Origin of the sequence: Mesoterricola silvestris, assembly GCF_030295405.1 — a bacterium.
GTDB lineage: Bacteria > Acidobacteriota > Holophagae > Holophagales > Holophagaceae > Mesoterricola > Mesoterricola silvestris.
Genome location: NZ_AP027080.1, coordinates 1,654,346 through 1,669,220, shown reverse-complemented (window position 1 = coordinate 1,669,220; position 14,875 = coordinate 1,654,346). Strand labels below are relative to the sequence as shown.

General features: G+C 68.3%; 17 protein-coding genes and 1 tRNA gene. 7 read left to right on the top strand and 11 right to left on the bottom strand.

What is annotated here, in order from left to right; all coding sequences use genetic code 11:
* Positions 1–24 precede the first annotated feature (24 nt).
* The 3 genes from R2J76_RS06970 (at position 25) to ruvC (ending at position 3,794) form a co-directional block, all read left to right on the top strand.
* A complete protein-coding gene (locus tag R2J76_RS06970) occupies positions 25–924 on the top strand; it encodes a hypothetical protein (protein ID WP_316415099.1) in 900 nt (299 codons plus the stop codon).
* 68 nt (positions 925–992) lie between these two features.
* The gene (locus tag R2J76_RS06965; RefSeq protein ID WP_316415098.1) at positions 993–3,284 is read left to right on the top strand and encodes a ribonuclease R family protein; all 2,292 of its coding nucleotides are present in this window, start codon (positions 993–995) and stop codon (positions 3,282–3,284) included.
* A 3-nt stretch (positions 3,285–3,287) separates the two neighbouring features.
* Positions 3,288–3,794 carry a crossover junction endodeoxyribonuclease RuvC gene (gene ruvC / locus R2J76_RS06960; protein WP_316415097.1) on the top strand — a complete coding sequence of 169 codons (507 nt, stop codon included), beginning with the start codon at positions 3,288–3,290 and terminating at the stop codon, positions 3,792–3,794.
* Here ruvC and R2J76_RS06955 read toward each other — a convergent pair.
* Together R2J76_RS06955 and R2J76_RS06950 are read right to left on the bottom strand one after the other, a co-directional pair.
* Complete coding sequence (locus tag R2J76_RS06955) at positions 3,780–5,057, bottom strand: ABC transporter permease (protein WP_316415096.1); 1,278 nt, start codon at positions 5,055–5,057, stop codon at positions 3,780–3,782. The genes ruvC and R2J76_RS06955 overlap by 15 nt on opposite strands.
* Positions 5,054–6,274, bottom strand: a complete 1,221-nt coding sequence (locus tag R2J76_RS06950) for an efflux RND transporter periplasmic adaptor subunit (protein ID WP_316415095.1) — start codon at positions 6,272–6,274, stop codon at positions 5,054–5,056. Before R2J76_RS06950 ends, R2J76_RS06955 begins: the two co-directional genes overlap by 4 nt.
* Positions 6,275–6,387: 113 nt before the next feature.
* Between R2J76_RS06950 and R2J76_RS06945 the strand changes: the two genes are divergently transcribed.
* Positions 6,388–6,473: transfer RNA gene (locus R2J76_RS06945), tRNA-Leu, on the top strand.
* 261 nt (positions 6,474–6,734) lie between these two features.
* Here the strand turns inward: R2J76_RS06945 and R2J76_RS06940 are convergent.
* From R2J76_RS06940 to R2J76_RS06920, 5 genes are read right to left on the bottom strand one after another with little or no spacing between them, the layout of a single operon-like run.
* Positions 6,735–7,151: an arsenate reductase ArsC gene (locus R2J76_RS06940; protein WP_316415094.1), complete on the bottom strand. Its 417-nt coding sequence runs from the start codon at positions 7,149–7,151 to the stop codon at positions 6,735–6,737.
* A complete protein-coding gene (locus tag R2J76_RS06935) occupies positions 7,148–7,591 on the bottom strand; it encodes a rhodanese-like domain-containing protein (protein ID WP_316415093.1) in 444 nt (147 codons plus the stop codon). Before R2J76_RS06935 ends, R2J76_RS06940 begins: the two co-directional genes overlap by 4 nt.
* Before the next feature lie 8 nt (positions 7,592–7,599).
* Positions 7,600–8,676 (bottom strand): ACR3 family arsenite efflux transporter, encoded by a 1,077-nt coding sequence (gene arsB / locus R2J76_RS06930; RefSeq protein ID WP_316415092.1) that lies wholly within the window; start codon positions 8,674–8,676, stop codon positions 7,600–7,602.
* Positions 8,677–8,690: 14 nt separating this feature from the next.
* Complete coding sequence (arsM, locus tag R2J76_RS06925) at positions 8,691–9,527, bottom strand: arsenite methyltransferase (protein ID WP_316415091.1); 837 nt, start codon at positions 9,525–9,527, stop codon at positions 8,691–8,693.
* 11 nt (positions 9,528–9,538) lie between these two features.
* Positions 9,539–9,862 (bottom strand): ArsR/SmtB family transcription factor, encoded by a 324-nt coding sequence (locus tag R2J76_RS06920; RefSeq protein ID WP_316415090.1) that lies wholly within the window; start codon positions 9,860–9,862, stop codon positions 9,539–9,541.
* A gap of 121 nt (positions 9,863–9,983) precedes the next feature.
* On the opposite strand from R2J76_RS06920, the gene R2J76_RS06915 reads away from it, so the two are divergent.
* The 3 genes from R2J76_RS06915 to chrA all read left to right on the top strand — a co-directional run bounded on the left by R2J76_RS06915 (position 9,984) and on the right by chrA (position 12,900).
* Positions 9,984–10,940: a cyclic nucleotide-binding domain-containing protein gene (locus R2J76_RS06915; RefSeq protein WP_316415089.1), complete on the top strand. Its 957-nt coding sequence runs from the start codon at positions 9,984–9,986 to the stop codon at positions 10,938–10,940.
* A gap of 46 nt (positions 10,941–10,986) precedes the next feature.
* The gene (locus R2J76_RS06910; protein ID WP_316415088.1) at positions 10,987–11,613 is read left to right on the top strand and encodes an FmdE family protein; all 627 of its coding nucleotides are present in this window, start codon (positions 10,987–10,989) and stop codon (positions 11,611–11,613) included.
* 135 nt (positions 11,614–11,748) lie between these two features.
* Positions 11,749–12,900: a chromate efflux transporter gene (gene chrA, locus R2J76_RS06905; protein ID WP_316415087.1), complete on the top strand. Its 1,152-nt coding sequence runs from the start codon at positions 11,749–11,751 to the stop codon at positions 12,898–12,900.
* A 20-nt stretch (positions 12,901–12,920) separates the two neighbouring features.
* Here the strand turns inward: chrA and R2J76_RS06900 are convergent, their stop codons facing one another.
* The 4 genes from R2J76_RS06900 to R2J76_RS06885 are packed head-to-tail and all read right to left on the bottom strand — an operon-like array spanning position 12,921 to position 14,868.
* On the bottom strand, positions 12,921–13,301 hold the full coding sequence (locus R2J76_RS06900; protein ID WP_316415086.1) for a putative zinc-binding protein: 381 nt from the start codon (positions 13,299–13,301) through the stop codon (positions 12,921–12,923).
* Between the two features lie 4 nt (positions 13,302–13,305).
* Positions 13,306–13,740, bottom strand: coding sequence for a rhodanese-like domain-containing protein (locus tag R2J76_RS06895; RefSeq protein ID WP_316415085.1), 435 nt, complete (start codon positions 13,738–13,740; stop codon positions 13,306–13,308).
* A 37-nt stretch (positions 13,741–13,777) separates the two neighbouring features.
* Positions 13,778–14,491, bottom strand: coding sequence for a cytochrome c biogenesis CcdA family protein (locus R2J76_RS06890; RefSeq protein WP_316415083.1), 714 nt, complete (start codon positions 14,489–14,491; stop codon positions 13,778–13,780).
* Positions 14,488–14,868: a thioredoxin family protein gene (locus tag R2J76_RS06885; RefSeq protein WP_316415082.1), complete on the bottom strand. Its 381-nt coding sequence runs from the start codon at positions 14,866–14,868 to the stop codon at positions 14,488–14,490. Before R2J76_RS06885 ends, R2J76_RS06890 begins: the two co-directional genes overlap by 4 nt.
* Positions 14,869–14,875 lie beyond the last annotated feature (7 nt).

Here is a 14,875-nt window from a genome sequence, read left to right as displayed (position 1 = left end):
CTCGGCCTGACAATTGAAAGAACCATGAGAGGGCATACCCACATGCGCACCCACACCAGCCTGGTCCTAACGCTCCTCGCCGCCCCGGCGCTCATCGCCCAGGCGCCCGCCGCCCCGGCGACCCTCGGCCAGCGCCTTGCCGCGGAAAGGCCTGAGATCAAGAAGCTTAACGATGCGTTCGACTACGCCCAGGCCCAGGCCCGGGCCGAGGCCCTCATCCCGGCCGCCAAGCCCGCTTTCGACAAGTCCAGCGTCAACAACCTGCACCTCAGCACCCGCACCTACGCGGACCTCTGCCAGGTGTACTTCCTGGCCTTCCAGGCCGCCGACAACAACGGCCAGTGGGAGAAGGGCCTGGAGTACCTGAACAAGGCCCTGGACACCGCCAAGGAGAACGTGGCCAGCGGCAAGGAGGGCCTCACCGAGCAGCGGGACTACTGGAAGAAGAAGGCCGACGCCTACCAGGAGCTCATGAACAAGAACGCCGACGCCATCCGCCTCCTCAAGGCCAAGACCAAGCTCGAGGACTACGAGGAAGGCACCATGGCGCAGGTGAAGGGCTGGGAGAAGGAGAAGGCCGACGGCGAGAAGTGGAGCCAGTTCTTCCAGTACGACCTGGACCTGGCCACCCGCAACGTGGACGACTTCCAGAAGTTCGTCGACCTCCAGGCCAAGAAGATCAAGGACCAGCAGGCCGACATCGACACCTACAAGGGCCACCCCGGCGACAAGGACAAGTGGGCCGAGGCCGTGGCCTCCAGCAAGGCCTACCTGGATTCCTTCGCCGAGAAGGCCGACCGGATCGCCTTCCTGCACCGCCTGAAGGTGCTGGCCCCCGACAACCACAAAGTCCAGAACGCGCTGGACGTGGCCCTGGGCCGGGCGGTGCCGGAAAAGGCCGCCCCCGCCAAGAAGAAGCGATAGCCCTTCCCGAACCCCTGGGGCCACCCTGGCGACCTCGCCCGGGTGGCCCCAAGTGTTAGGCTTGAAGAATGGCACATCGCAAAAATCAAGGCCCGCCCCGCTCCTTCTCCCCCCGCCCCCCCCGTCCCGACCGCCCGCAGCCCCCCGCGAGGGGGTCGGCGGCGCGGGTTTCCGAGACCTTCGAGGCCACCTACCTCGGACACCCCGAGGGCACCAGCGGCTTCCTGCGCCCCCTGGGCGCCACGCGCGGCCAGCGCCTGGACCTGCTCGTGGACTGGCGGGAGGGGCACGGCGCCATCCACGGCGACCGGGTCCAGGCCGAGATCACGGGCACCACGTACGACGGCCGGCCCAAGGCGAAGGTGGTGCGGGTCCTGGCCCGCAACCCCGACCCCATCCCGGCCCACCTGCAGAAGCAGGAATGGGGGTGGCGCGCCATTCCCCTGGAGCCCCGGCTCTCCCAGATCGTCAGCGTCCCCCCCACGGACCTGGCGGGGGACGGGGATCTTGTGAGCGTCCTCCTGGATCCCGATCCCGGCGCCCAGCAGATCAAGGGCGTGGTGAAGGCCCGCCTGGGCCGGCCCACCGACCTGCGCATCGAGAACAAGCTCACCGCCGCCCTCTTCAACCTGCGCACCGAATTCCCGGACGCGGTCATGGAGGAACTGGCCCCCTTCCCCACCTCCATCCCCGAGGCCTGGATCCAGGGGCGCGAGGACCTGCGCGAGCTCCTCACGGTCACGGTGGACCCGCCCACGGCCAAGGACTTCGACGACGCCATCAGCCTGGAGGCCCTTCCTGACAGCGAGGACGGGGGCTGGCTCCTGGGCGTGCACATCGCCGACGTGAGCCACTACGTGGCCGAGGGCGGCCCCCTGGACAAGGAGGCCCTCCTGCGCGGCACGTCGGTGTACTTCCCGGACCAGTGCATCCCCATGCTCCCCGAGCGCCTTTCGGGCGAGCTGTGCAGCCTGCGGGAGGGGGTGGACCGCCTGACCATGACCGCCTGGATCACCCTGGACGAGCAGCTCCGGGTGCGGGAGACCCGCCTTTCCGAATCCGTCATCCGCTCCCGCAGGCGCCTCACCTACGACCAGGTGAAGGAGGCCTGCATCGACAGCGCCCAGGCCCGGCGCATGGACATGGGCCGGGACGTGGCGGAGATGCTGGACGAGGCCCTGCGCGTTTCGCGCTCCCTCACGGAGAAGCGCCTGGGCCGCGGGGCCCTGAACCTGGACACGGACGAGACGGAATTCGTCTTCGGCGAGGACGGGCGCCCCGTGGATGCCCGCCGCTACGCCCACCACGACGCCCACCGCATGATCGAGGAGTTCATGCTGCTGGCCAACGAGGCCGTGGCCACCTTCTTCACCCGCAGGAAGATCGCCACCATCTACCGGGTCCACGACGTGCCCGATCCCCTCAAGCTGGAGGCCTTCAAGGAGGTGGCCTCGGCCTTCGGGCTCCTGCGCCCCTACGATCCGGCCACCCCCGAGGTCCTCAACGCCATGCTGGACAAGATCCGCGGCGGGCCCCTGGAGGCCATGCTCAACACCCTCCTGGTGCGCAGCCTCAAGAAGGCCGAGTACAGCGTCGACAACATCGGCCATTCGGGCCTGGCCCTCCAGGACTACCTGCACTTCACCAGCCCCATCCGCCGCTACCCGGATCTCATGGTCCACCGGGAGCTGCGCAAGGTGCTCCAGAAGAAGCCCCTGCCCGACGGCCTCGCCAGCATCCTGGCCGTGGTGGCCAAGCAGTGCAGCGACACCGAGCAGGGCGCCACCGAAGCCGAGCGCGAGAACGACCGGTGGAAGACCTGCCTGCTCATGCGCACCCGCATCGGGCACCGCTACGACGGGCGCATCCAGGGCTTCTCCCTCAAGGCGGCCTTCGTGCGCCTGGACAGCCCCTTCGTGGAGGTGGGCGTCCCCCTGGGCGCGCTGGGCGGCGCCTTCACCGTGGACGAGAACCGCACCAAGGCCTCCACGGCCGGATCCGGCGTCGTGCTCACCATCGGCGACCCCGTGAAGGTGGAGATCACCGGGGTGGACGAGGACCTGCGCCGGGTCTCGGCCTGGGTGGTGGAAGCCAAGGCCAAGGACGGCAAGGGCAAGCCCGTGACCTTCGTGCCCAGCCTGGCCGCCCCCGCCCACCTGCGGGAAGCGGATTTCGTGGAGCCGGCCCCCCCCCGGGGCCGGCCGCCGAAATCCGTGCGCCAGGCCGCGGTCCCCGACCCCAAGGGCCGCCCCGGGGGCTCCCGGCCCTACGTGCGCCCCGGCCGCCCCGGCGGGGCCCCCGCGCGCTCCAAGCCCCCCAAGGGCAGCGTCCGCGGCCCCGCCCGGCGCAAGAAGGGCTAGCCCGTGGCGGTCCCGGTCTCCATCTGCCTGGGGGTGGACCCCGGCTCCTTGGCCTGCGGCTACGCCGTGGTGTCCCGGTGCGGCTCCCGCCTGGAGCTGGTGGAGGCCGGGGTCATCCGCTCCCCCCGGGGCGCCGACTTCGACCAGCGCATCCTGGGCATCCACCGCAAGCTCGCCGAGGTCATCGCGCGCACCGGCCCCCACTTCATGGCCGTGGAATCCCCCTTCGTGGAGAAGAACGCCGCCACCGCCATCAAGCTGGGCCAGATCCGCGGCGGCATCCTCCTCACCGCGGGCCTCCACGGCCTGCCCGTGGGCGACTACAACCCCATGCAGGTGAAGAAGGCCGTCAGCGGCTACGGCTGGGCCGACAAGACCCAGGTGGGACGCATGGTCATGGTCCTCCTGAGCCTCAAGGAGCCTCTCCAGACCGACGCCGCCGACGCCGCCGCCGTGGCCATCGGGCACCTCATGGCCACGCGGGTGCCGGGGAAGTCACTCGTACCGTAGGGCCTCGATGGGATCGAGCTTCGCGGCCTTGTTGGCCGGGTAGAGCCCGAAGCCCATGCCCACGGCCGCCGGCACCAGCAGGGCCGAAAGGAAGGCCCAGGCGGGAACGCCCCCCAGGTGCTTCATGAGCACCTGGCTCAGCACCGTCCCGAGGACCATGCCCAGGGCCGTGCCGATGACGCCCCCGGCCACGCACAGGAGCGTGGCCTCGATGAGGAACTGGAAGAGGATGTTGCGCCTGCGGGCCCCCAGGGCCTTGCGCACGCCGATCTCCCGGGTGCGCTCGGTGACGCTCACCAGCATGATGTTCATGACGCCGATGCCGCCCACCAGGAGGCTGATGCCCACCATGGCGCCGCTGGCGGTCATGAGGGTCTTGCCGATCTTCTCCACCTGGGCCACGGCCTTCTCGTTGCTTTCGAGCATGAAGTTGTCCGCGTCGTCCCCCCGGAGGCCGCGGATGCGCCGAAGGCCCTGGCGCAGGGTGTTCTCGGCCTCCTTCACGGGGACCCGGGCGTCCACCTGGAGGCGCCAGAAGGGGCTGTCGAAGGCCCCGGGGCGGGCCAGCTCCCGCAGGCTCCCGAAGGGCACGAAGAACATGCCGTCGGGCCCCCACATGGCGGAATCCTCGTCCTCGCCTTCGCTGGGCATGAAGGGGATCTCCCCGTGCTTCTTGAGGATGCCCACCAGCTCCACGGTCTGGCCCGACACGGTGATGTGCTTGCCCACGGAATGCTCGCCCAGGCCCAGGTCCTCGGCGATGGTGGCCCCCAGGATGGCCAGGGGGGCCCGCGTGGTGCGGTCCGTGGCGGTGAAGTTGCGCCCGCAGGCCAGTTCCCGGTTGGAGAGGTCCAGGCCGTTCTCGTCCACGCAGGTGAGGTAGGTCACGCGCCGGGTGACGCTGCCGGCCTTCACCACCATCTGGGGGCTGAAGATGTTGGACTGGGGGCTGGCCACGCGGATCGCCGGCATGAGCTCGCGCAGTTCCCGGATGGTCTGCGCGTCCATGGGCATGCGGCGGATCTTGGCGGTCTTGAAGCGGGAGTAGGGCACCCAGGCGCTCACGAAGAAGGTGTGGGTCCCCTCCTGCTTGACGTCGGACATGATGCGGCCTTCCAGGCCCTTGGTGAGGTTCACGACGGCGATGACCGACCCCACGCCGATGATGATGCCCAGGGTGGTGAGCATGCTGCGCATGCGGTGGGCCCAGATGCTGGCCACGGCCGTCCTGAAGGTCTCCTGGAAGCGGGTCCAGGCGTTCACGGCTTGCCCTTCTGGAGCTTCACGGCGGCGCCGGCGGCGAGGGTGGCGAGCTGCTTGGCCGGGCCGGAGATGACCACCTCCCCCTCCCGGAGCCCGGAGAGCACCTCCGCGGCGCGCCGGGTGGTGAGGCCCGTGGAGATGTTCCGCTCCTCGGCCCTGCCGTCCTTGACCACGAACACGACGCTGCGGCTGCCGGTGAGGAGCCCCAGGCCCCCGGCCCCGGCCTCCCGGTCCTGGATGGCCGCCAGGGACACGGAGAGGACGTCCTTGTGCTCGGCGGTGAGGACCGCGACCCGGGCGCTCATGCCGGGCCTCAGCGCGGCCCGCTCCTTGGGGGTGCCGTCCAGGAGGATGCGCACCTTGTAGCTCTGGGCTTCCTGGGAATTGGAGGTGCTCGAGCCCGTGGGGCGGTCGGTGCTGCTGGCCACGGTGAGCACCTTGCCCTGGAAGACCTTGCCGGGCAGCGCGTCCACGGTGACCTCCGCGGGCTGGCCCACGGCCACCTTCACCACGTCCAGTTCGCCCACGCGGATCTCGGCCATCATCTCCGACAGGTCCGAGATGACCATCATCACGGCCCCGGCCAGGTTGGTGGTGCCGGCGATGGCGGTCTCGCCCTTCTCGGCCTTGAGGCCCGTGACCTGGCCGGCCATGGTGGCGCGAATGACGGTCTTGCTCAGATCGTCCTGGGCGATGGCGGCCTGGGCCTCGGATTGCTGCACCGCCACCCGGGCCCGTTCCAGGGTGGTGGCCGCGGTGTCCCGGGCCAGCTTCACCTGCTGGAATTCCTCGAGGGAGGTGAGCCCGGCCCGGTTGAGGCGCTCCTGGCGCAGGAAGGTCTGGTCCTGCTTGGAGAAGGTGGCCAGGGCGATCTCCAGGTCCTTGCGCGCCATGCGCAGGCCCATCTCCGCCTGGTTCAGGGCCTGGCGGTAGCGCTCCTGGTCCAGGGTCACCAGCAGGTCCCCGGCCTTCACCCACTGGCCGTCGGCGACGTGGAGCTCCTTGATGGCCGCCGTCACCTGCACCCCCACGTTGACCCGGGTCTTGGCCTGCACCTCCCCGTTGGCCGTGACGCTGTCCCGCAGGGCCTGCCGCTTCACGGGCTCCGTGGTGAATTCAGGCGCGGCGGAGCCGCCCCGCAGGGCCGCCCAACCCAGGGTGGACAGCACCCCCAGCGAACCGATACCCATGAACACCCAGGTGCGTAGACGCGGCATGACTTCCCCGTAAATGGAAAAATGCGATCAGTCGGATGGTCGAGGTTATCACATTCCGCCCCTCCCGGCCCTGGGCTCCGGCCCTCATTCCCGCTATATTGGAGGGAACGCCCGCCGGCGTGGCGAAATGGCAGACGCGACAGACTCAAAATCTGTTTCACGCAAGTGAGTGTCGGTTCGACCCCGACCGCCGGCACCAACGATCTCCGAGCCAGCAAAGGATCCGTTTCCGGGTTCTTCATTTCCCCCTCACGACGGGCCCGTCCCGTTTCGCGTTCAGATCGACCAACCCAGCGAGGGACAGCAAAGGGGTCTTGCCGGCTTCTTTGGTCCGGGCAGACCCCAGATCCCGCCCTCCCGCATGATCAGGGGGTGCCGGGAAGGGCCTCCGGGTTCCCCTTCCCGGGAACCGGCTCAGCGACGTCGGCAACGGGTGTCGGCCGCCGGAGGAACAGGTCATTCAGAACCGCTCGGCCCTCAGCCGCTCCAGGCGGTGCCGGATCTCGTCCCGCCCGGCCCGGAACCGTGTCCGAAGCTGGTCCGGGGTGAGGTCCGGATCGTCGCTTGCGGGATCGGGGATGGGCCAGTGGAGTTTTTCCGCCCGCCCCAGGAAGAGCGGGCAGACCTCCTCGGCGCAGAGGGTGATGACCAGGTCCACGGAAGCGGGGTCGATGTCCTGGACGGATTTGGAGACATGCCGTGTGGCGTCGATCCCCTGCTCTGCCAGGGCCTCGATGGCGTAAGGGTTCACCTGGCTGGGGCGGCTGCCGGCGCTCTGGATCCTGACGCATGGGAACATCTGGCGGGCCAGCCCTTCTGCCATCTGGGAGCGGGCGCTGTTGGCCACGCAGAGGAACAGGATGCTATTCGGGGTCATCGGGTCACCTTGGGAGTGGTCGGGTGGGGGAGCCGGTTCCTTCCCGACCGCATGACGCAGGCGCATTCCCCATGGAGGAGCGCTGCCGGATCCGTGTTCAGAGGCATGCCGGCCTGATCCCAGGCCAGCATTCCCCCATTCAGACATGCGATGTGCTCAAGACCGGCCGTGCGTAGAGTGGCCGCCGCCCCCCGGGTATAGACGCCCGAGGAATCAGCCAGGATCAGCAGGCGATCCGTAGGGAGTTCCGAAAGACGCTCGGCGAGGGCGGTATGGGGGATGTGTAGGAGGTCGGAAACGTCAAACACCTTCATTTCAATGAGCTCATCGCTGCGCAGATCCACGAGGAGAGCTCCCTGCCGAAGGGCTTCCAGGGCCTCGCCCGGGGTCAGGAACCAGAGCCCGTGAACCACTATGCCGGGACGCCGGGGCTCCTCCATGTCGCCTCCTACTTGCAACAACCGGCGCCCGCCACGGTTTCCGGGCTTCCAGCGAACCAGCGCCGCTTCAGCCAGAAGGCCACGCTCACCAGGCCGATGAGCACCGGAACCTCCACCAGGGGCCCGATGACGGCCGCGAAGGCGGCGCCGTGGGCGATCCCGAAGGTGGCCACGGCCACGGCGATGGCCAGTTCGAAATTGTTGGAGGCGGCGGTGAAGCTCAGGGTGGCGCTCTGGGGATAGTCCGCCCCCGCCTTTTTCGACAACCAGAAGCTGACCAGGAACATCAGGACGAAGTAGATGAGCAGGGGCACTGCGATGCGCAGCACATCCAAAGGCAGCTTCACGATGGTTTCGCCCTTGAGGCTGAACATCACGATGATGGTGAACAGGAGGGCGACCAGGGTGAGGGGGCTGACCTTCGGCACGAACACCCGGTGATACCAGTCCAGACCCTTGATCCGGCCCAGGATGGACCGGGTCAGGAAGCCCGCCAGGAAGGGGATGCCCAGGTAGATGAATACGCTCTCTGCGATCTGCCCGATGGTGATGGCCACCACCGCGCCCTGGAGCCCAAGCTTGGCCGGCAGCACCGTGGCGAAGAACCACGCGTACACGCTGAAGAACAGCACCTGGAAAATGGAGTTGAAGGCCACCAGCCCGGCGCAGTATTCCGTGTCGCCCTTGGCCAGGTCGTTCCAGACGATGACCATGGCGATGCAGCGGGCCAGGCCGATGAGGATGAGTCCCAGCATGTATTCTGGCCGGTCCCGCAGGAAGGCCACGGCCAGACCGAACATGAGCAGGGGGCCGATCACCCAGTTCTGGAGGAGGGAAAGCCCGAGCACCCGCTTGTTCCGGAAGACCAAGTGCAGTTCTTCGTACTTCACCTTGGCCAGGGGCGGGTACATCATCAGGATCAGCCCAATGGCCAGCGGCACGGAAGTGGTGCCCACGTTCCAGGCGTTGATGGCCCGGTTGAAGCCCGGGGCGGCGAAGCCCAGGAGCACCCCCAGGCCCATGGCCAGGAAGATCCACAGGGTCAGGTAACGGTCCAGGAAGGAGAGACGTCGGGATTCGGACATGGGGTTCCTCGGATTCAGGCGGGTTTCCGGGCCGAAATGATGAGGCTGGCGATGAAGTCTGAAGGGCGGGTCCCGGCCGGGAGCAGATCCAGGAGGTGCCCGGTCATGGGGTCGTCGCTGGGCAGCATGGCCTCCACGTTGCCGTCCTTGGACTGGAGGCCCAGGTCCACCAGCCCCGCCTCCGCGATCATGCGTTCCAGGTCCTCGCGCAACGCGGCGCCGGCAATGCAGCCCACCAGCGCCTCGACGCTTTCGCGGACCGCCTCCGGCAGGGGCTTGAGCAGCACCATGTCGGAAATGGAAACCCGGCCGCCGGGCTTCAGGACCCGTGCGATCTCCTTCCAGACCTGGCCCTGGTTTGGGCTCAGGTTCAGCACGCAGTTGGACAGGACCACGTCCACTGTCGCATCCGGCAGGGGAATGGCCTCGATCTGACCCTCGCGGAACTCCACGTTGGAAAGCCCGGTGCGTTCCCGGAAGGTCTCCGCGTTGCGCCGGGCCTTCTCCAGCATTTCCGGGGTCATGTCCACGCCGATGGCTCGGCCCGCCGGGCCCACCCGCTGGGCTGCCAGGAACACGTCCAGCCCCGCCCCGCTGCCCAGGTCCAGGACCGTTTCCCCGGGTTCCAGCCCCGCCAGGGCGGTGGGATTGCCGCAGGACAGGCCGAGGTTCGACCCCTCGGGCAGCGTGGCCAGCTCCGCGTCCGAATAACCCACCCCAAGGGCCACGTCGGACGCACGCCCCCCCCCGCAACAGGAGGACTGGGGACTGCAGCAGCCGCCGCCCTGGGCGGCGATACGGCCATAGGCCTTGCGGACGAAGGAGTGGGTGGGATGGCTGGAGGCGGTCATGACGGCTCCTTTCAGGGGCAGCAGGAGTCCCGGCGACCTGAGCCGCAGCAGTCCTCCCACAGGTAGTTCGTGAGGGTCCGGAGGTGGTCGAAACGCGCGGCGTAGCGGATGGTCGTTCCTTGGCGGGCGGATTTCAGGAGGCCGGCCTGGGTGAGTTCGGACAGGTGGTGGCTCAGGGTGGAGCCGGGCACTTCCAGGCGGGCCTGGAGTTCCCCCACCGGGGTGCCTTCCACCGGTCCCTGCACCACGAGCCGGATGATGGAAAGGCGGGTGGCATGACCGAGCGCCTTCAGGCGCAAGACCTGGACTTCGAGGGGGGAATCGGAAGGATCCATACGATAATTCTAAAAATATAGAATTTTACTTTCAATGGGTATTTTTGGTCGGAGCGCGGCGCTTTGGATCGAGCCTCGCCAGGATAGATGGGGCGAACATCTGTATGGTAGTCTTCTCGTGATGCCCCACAGCCAGCCCACCTCCACACAGGCTCGCATCCTTCGCCACCTTCGGCTGGCCGAGGAGGATGGTCGCCGGCCCAGCTACCGGGAGCTGGCCGGGACCTTCGGGTGGAGGGCCGTCGCCACCGTCCGTGACCATGTGGTCGCCATGCAGCGGAAGGGCCTGGTGACGCTGGCACCCCGTCAGGCCCGGTCCCTGCGGCTCACTGAAGCCGGGCGTGCCGCTTCAGAAGCTGCCCTGGCCAAGCCGCTGCCCAACCCGGACACCACCCTGGCGCTTGCCACGGCGGCCCAGGAGGTTCTCGACCTGCTGGCTCCCTGGCTGCGGTCCCGCAGCTACGCCCAGGGCGCGATTCTGTGGCACGAAGGCGATCCGGCCGACCGGTTGGTGAGCGTGGAAGGGGGCCGGTTGCGGGCCTTCCGCCAGCTCGCGGATGGGCGGACCGCGACGGTCCTGCAGTTCGGGGCAGGCGAAGTCCTGGGCTTCGCGCCCTTCTTCGACGAGGGCGGCTATCCAGCGACGGTGGAGGCCCTGGAGGCCACTAGGATCCGCTATGTCATCCGGCAAGACCTGGTCAGCGCCATGCGCGAGCCCCGCATCGCCATGGCCCTGCTCGGGCTCCTGGCCCGGCGCCTGCGCAAGGCCTTCGATACCATCGAACACCTCTCCCTGCATCGCGCCCTGCCCAGGGTGGCCGCGGCCCTCCAGGGCCTGGTGAAGGACGGCGCCTACCCTTTGCTTACCCTCCCCCAGCCCGCCAAGGCTTTCGCGGAGGCCCTGGGGCTGGCCGAGGCGACCCTGTCCCGGACTCTGGCCCAGCTCGTCCACCTGGGCATCCTCCACCGGCTGCGGCCCCGGCGCTACCAGGTTCTGCAGCCCGAGGAACTGGGACGGCTGGGGAGCAAAGCGGCGGTCGTTGATCGGGGTCAACGCCCGCGGGACCCGAAAGTTTGATCCTAGGGAAGCCGGACCGGACGGTCCGCTTTCCCTGGAGACTCCCATGATCGACCCCAAGGACTTCCTCACCGCCGGCCAGCTTCTGCACGGCCACCACTGCCCCGCCATGCCCCTGGGCCTGCGCGCCGGTGCCGCCGCCCTCAACGCCCTGGGCGTCGAACGCGCCAAGGACGGGCAGCTCGAAGTCATCCTGGAACTGGGTGACGCCCACTGCGCCCATTGCTTCGCCGACGGCGTGCAAATGATCACGGGCTGCACCTTCGGCAAAGGCAATATCCGCAAGGTCGGCTACGGTAAGTTCGGCCTGACCTTGGTGGAGCGCGCCACGGGCCGCCGGGTTCGGGTTGTGCCGAAGGCGGAGGCCCAGGCCGCCAGCCGACAGACGCCCTTTTTCCAGGACTACCGGGTCAAGGGGGTTCCCGCCTCCCAGGTGCCCCAGGAGGTGGTGGAACCGCTCATCCAGAACGTCATGAACGCTCCCGAGGAGAAGATCCTCAAGGTAGGCGCGGTGGAGCAGGGTCCGGTGGTCCCGAAGGGGCCGGAGCAGTTCAGCACGTTCGTGTGCGAGGGCTGCGGAGACATGGTCATCGAATCCTACGGCCGGATCCATGGTGATCAGAAGGTCTGCATCCCCTGCTGTGAATGCCAAGCCCAGGTCGCCGGGGTCTGACCAAGTCCCTTTGAAAGGTTTCCCCGTGGACCACGAACATTCCCACGCCCATGCCGCAGGGCCCCCATCCATGAACCGGGCCTTCCTCGCCGGCATCCTGGCCACCGGCCACGCCCATCCAGAACGGATCGACCCATGAATCAGCCCGTGTCCCCAACCCTCCGGAGCTACGCCCTGCTGTTTTTCCGTCTCGGTGCTATTGGCTTCGGGGGCGGCATGGCGGTGGTGGCGCTGCTGGAGGCCGAGCTGATCCAACGGCGCAAGTTCATGGAGATGGAAGAATTCCTCCATGGGGTGGCGCTGGGCCAGATCCTGGGGCCCTTCGCCGTCAACACGTCGTTCTTTGTGGGGTACCGCCGGTTCGGACTGCCCGGGGCCCTGGCCTGCACCGGCGCCTTTCTGGCTCCTTCTGTGGCCATGGTCACCCTACTCGCTTGGCTCTACTTCACCTTCCACACCATGCCAGCCCTGCAGGCGACCCTGCTGGGTCTCGGTCCCGTGGTGATCGCCCTCATCCTCAGTGCTGCCTGGTCCATGGGCCGCAAGGCGGTCCAATCCTGGCCCGCTGGTTTCCTCACCACCCTCGCCCTGGCCATGGCGTTATTCAAGGTGAGCAGCCTCGCCACCCTGGCGGCAGGCGCCGCAGTGGGGCTCTGGGCCGGCAAGGACGTCCTGTCGGGGAAAACCCGGATGAAGGCCAGCCAGGGTGGGCGGCTTTCCGCGTTTGCCTTCCTTGGCGGATTGCCGGCGGCGGCGCCCCTGGCGACGTCCCTGTCGGGCACGGCGTGGTTGTTCCTGAAAATCGGGCTCTTGTTCTTCGGTGGCGGTTTCGTCCTGGTGCCGGTCCTCCACCAGCATCTGGTCGTCTCGCTGGGGTGGCTGACGCCCCGGGAATTCCTGGACGGGGTCGCCATCAGCAACCTGACGCCCGGCCCCATCGCCGTGCTGGCCACCTTTGCCGGCTACCGGGTCCAAGGGGTGCTGGGGGCCCTGGCGGCGACGGCGGCCCTCTTCACTCCGGCCCTGGTGCTGATGGGCCTGCTGAGCCACTTCTACGGCCGGCTGAAGGACCTGCGTCTCGCCCAGAACCTCCTGGCGGGGCTCACCCCGGTGGTGGTCGGGCTGATCCTGGGCGCAGCTGCCTTGCTGGCTCCGGGCGCCATCCGGCACTGGCAGGGGGCCGTCCTCTTCATCCTGGCGCTCGCGCTGCTGCTCCGCTGGCGCTGGCACCCAGCCTTCGTGCTGGGGCTGGGCGCCCTGGCGGGGGCCGTCGGCTTTGTGCGGTGAAACCCCCTGTTAAGGCGCGGCTAGGAGCGGTTTGGGTCGGTCAGGTGGGCCTCCATGACCCTATCGGCCACGCGGGAGATCACCGTCTCATCGATCAGGGTCGCGCCCTTTTCGACGCCGAATTCCGTCAGCACCACCGGGGTGCATGGAAGCTCATAGCGCTCGAAGGCCCTGCGCCCACAGGCCGTGGGACAGCCGTCGAGGACCAGATTCAGTCCCGCCACGGCGGCGGCCCGGAGGTAACCATCCAGCGCGGCGCCGACCCCGGCGAGGCAGGTCATTTTCGCCGCACCCTGGAGGGAGAGCCTGCGCGCCACCTGGTCGGCGAGGTAGCCAGTGTTGGCGGCGCCGGAACAGGCATAGACCAGGCGCTTCTTGGGGGAAGAACAGCCACAGGACATCACGTCACCTCGGGTTGGTAAAGGGCTGGCCCATGGCGCGGGGGTACCCCGCGCGGGCCCAGCCAGGATAGCCGTCCTTGAAGACCTGGACCTGGGAGAAGCCCGCTTCCAGCAGCCGCTGGGCCAGGAACAGGGAATCGGTGCTGCAGCAGCCGCTGCAATAGACCACCACGGGGCCCGCCAGGGTCCCCTGGGGGCTGGCCAGAAGGGCCTTCAGGCGTGCTTCGAAGTCCGTGACCCGCAGAGGCAGGTTCAGGGCGCCGGGGATATGGCCGTAGACGAAATCCTCCGGCAGCCTGGCGTCCACGAAACGCGCCCCTCCGCGGAAGGTGGCGTAGGCCTGCTGGGCATCCAGTTCGGGAAAGGGGTTCCGGGGGCTGGGTTCCACCCGCCAAGCGCCGGCCGGAACACCCGCCTGGCCCCACGCGACTGAGGCCACCAGAATCCCTAACAGGCACCACGCGCTGCCGGGCATTTCAGGCCGCCTGCCTGGCCTGCCAGGCCAGCCAGAAGACCCAGAGGGCGCAACCGGTAAGCAGCAGGCCCATGGCCTTCGGGAGCACCCGCCCCAACGCGAGCGAAAGCCGGCTCTGGGCATACCGGCTCGCCCAACCCGACGAGGCCCCGGCCAGGAACAACAGCAGCACATGCCCCAAGGCATAGGCGAACAGCAGCACGCCGCCCCACAGGATCTTCTTCTGAAAGGCCACGATGGTGAGCACGGTCGCAAGTGCTGGCGTGGCGCAGGGCGCGGAGAGGGTTCCGGTGAGGGCGCCCAGGGCGAAGGCGCCCAGGAGACCAGCGCCCTGAAAGCGTTTCAGATACCCGTGTGAAACCGTCGGAAGGGCATAGAGCCCCAGGAGATGGAGACCCACCGCCAGGAGCACCAATCCCGCCAGGGCCTTCCAGCCCCAGCCGATGTCACCCAGGAGGGACCCCGTGAGGGCGGCGATCAGGCCCAGGGCGGTGAAGGCGGCGGCAAGGCCCATCACGAAGACCCCCGAGAGCACCATGGGATGGTGGCGTCCCTCCTCGGTGCCTCCCGCGAAGCCGACCACCAGCGGCGCGGCCACGAGGACGCATGGATTGGCGGAGGTAAGGAGACCGCCCAGGAAGACCAGCCCGAGCTGCTGGTAGGCCGGGGCCTGGGCGACTGCGTCGGCCAGGCGTTCGATGAGACCCGCCGTCATTTCAGGCCGGCTTTGGCGAGCGCGGCCGCGAAATCCCCCTTTTCCCAAAACCCGACGTGCCGAGCCACTTCCTTGCCCGAGGGGTCAAAGACCACCTGGGTGGGCATGGCCATGACCTTGTGCTCCCTGGCCTCCTTGGGATGCTCCGTCACGTAGAAATTGCGCACCTGGGCCCGGTTCCCGAACTGCTGCTGAAGTTCCGCCAGGATGGGCTGCATCTTCTTACAGGGAACGCAGGAGGGGCCGCCGAATTCGATAACCGCCCAGGTACCCGACTTCAGGATCTGGGTGAGGCCGGCCGGATCCAGGGCGGGCACCTGGGCGGCGAGGGCCGCGGAGGCGGCCAGAACAAGGGCGCCAATGCGCGGGAGGGACATGGGATCT

Coding starts and splice junctions, on each gene's coding strand:
- R2J76_RS06970 (WP_316415099.1), top strand. CDS start 25: ATGAGAGGGCATACCCACATGCGCACCCACACCAGCCTGGTCCTAACG.
- R2J76_RS06965 (WP_316415098.1), top strand. CDS start 993: ATGGCACATCGCAAAAATCAAGGCCCGCCCCGCTCCTTCTCCCCCCGC.
- R2J76_RS06950 (WP_316415095.1), bottom strand. CDS start 6,274: ATGCCGCGTCTACGCACCTGGGTGTTCATGGGTATCGGTTCGCTGGGG.
- R2J76_RS06940 (WP_316415094.1), bottom strand. CDS start 7,151: ATGACCCCGAATAGCATCCTGTTCCTCTGCGTGGCCAACAGCGCCCGC.
- R2J76_RS06935 (WP_316415093.1), bottom strand. CDS start 7,591: ATGGAGGAGCCCCGGCGTCCCGGCATAGTGGTTCACGGGCTCTGGTTC.
- arsB (WP_316415092.1), bottom strand. CDS start 8,676: ATGTCCGAATCCCGACGTCTCTCCTTCCTGGACCGTTACCTGACCCTG.
- arsM (WP_316415091.1), bottom strand. CDS start 9,527: ATGACCGCCTCCAGCCATCCCACCCACTCCTTCGTCCGCAAGGCCTAT.
- R2J76_RS06920 (WP_316415090.1), bottom strand. CDS start 9,862: ATGGATCCTTCCGATTCCCCCCTCGAAGTCCAGGTCTTGCGCCTGAAG.
- R2J76_RS06915 (WP_316415089.1), top strand. CDS start 9,984: ATGCCCCACAGCCAGCCCACCTCCACACAGGCTCGCATCCTTCGCCAC.
- R2J76_RS06910 (WP_316415088.1), top strand. CDS start 10,987: ATGATCGACCCCAAGGACTTCCTCACCGCCGGCCAGCTTCTGCACGGC.
- chrA (WP_316415087.1), top strand. CDS start 11,749: ATGAATCAGCCCGTGTCCCCAACCCTCCGGAGCTACGCCCTGCTGTTT.
- R2J76_RS06900 (WP_316415086.1), bottom strand. CDS start 13,301: ATGTCCTGTGGCTGTTCTTCCCCCAAGAAGCGCCTGGTCTATGCCTGT.
- R2J76_RS06890 (WP_316415083.1), bottom strand. CDS start 14,491: ATGACGGCGGGTCTCATCGAACGCCTGGCCGACGCAGTCGCCCAGGCC.
- R2J76_RS06885 (WP_316415082.1), bottom strand. CDS start 14,868: ATGTCCCTCCCGCGCATTGGCGCCCTTGTTCTGGCCGCCTCCGCGGCC.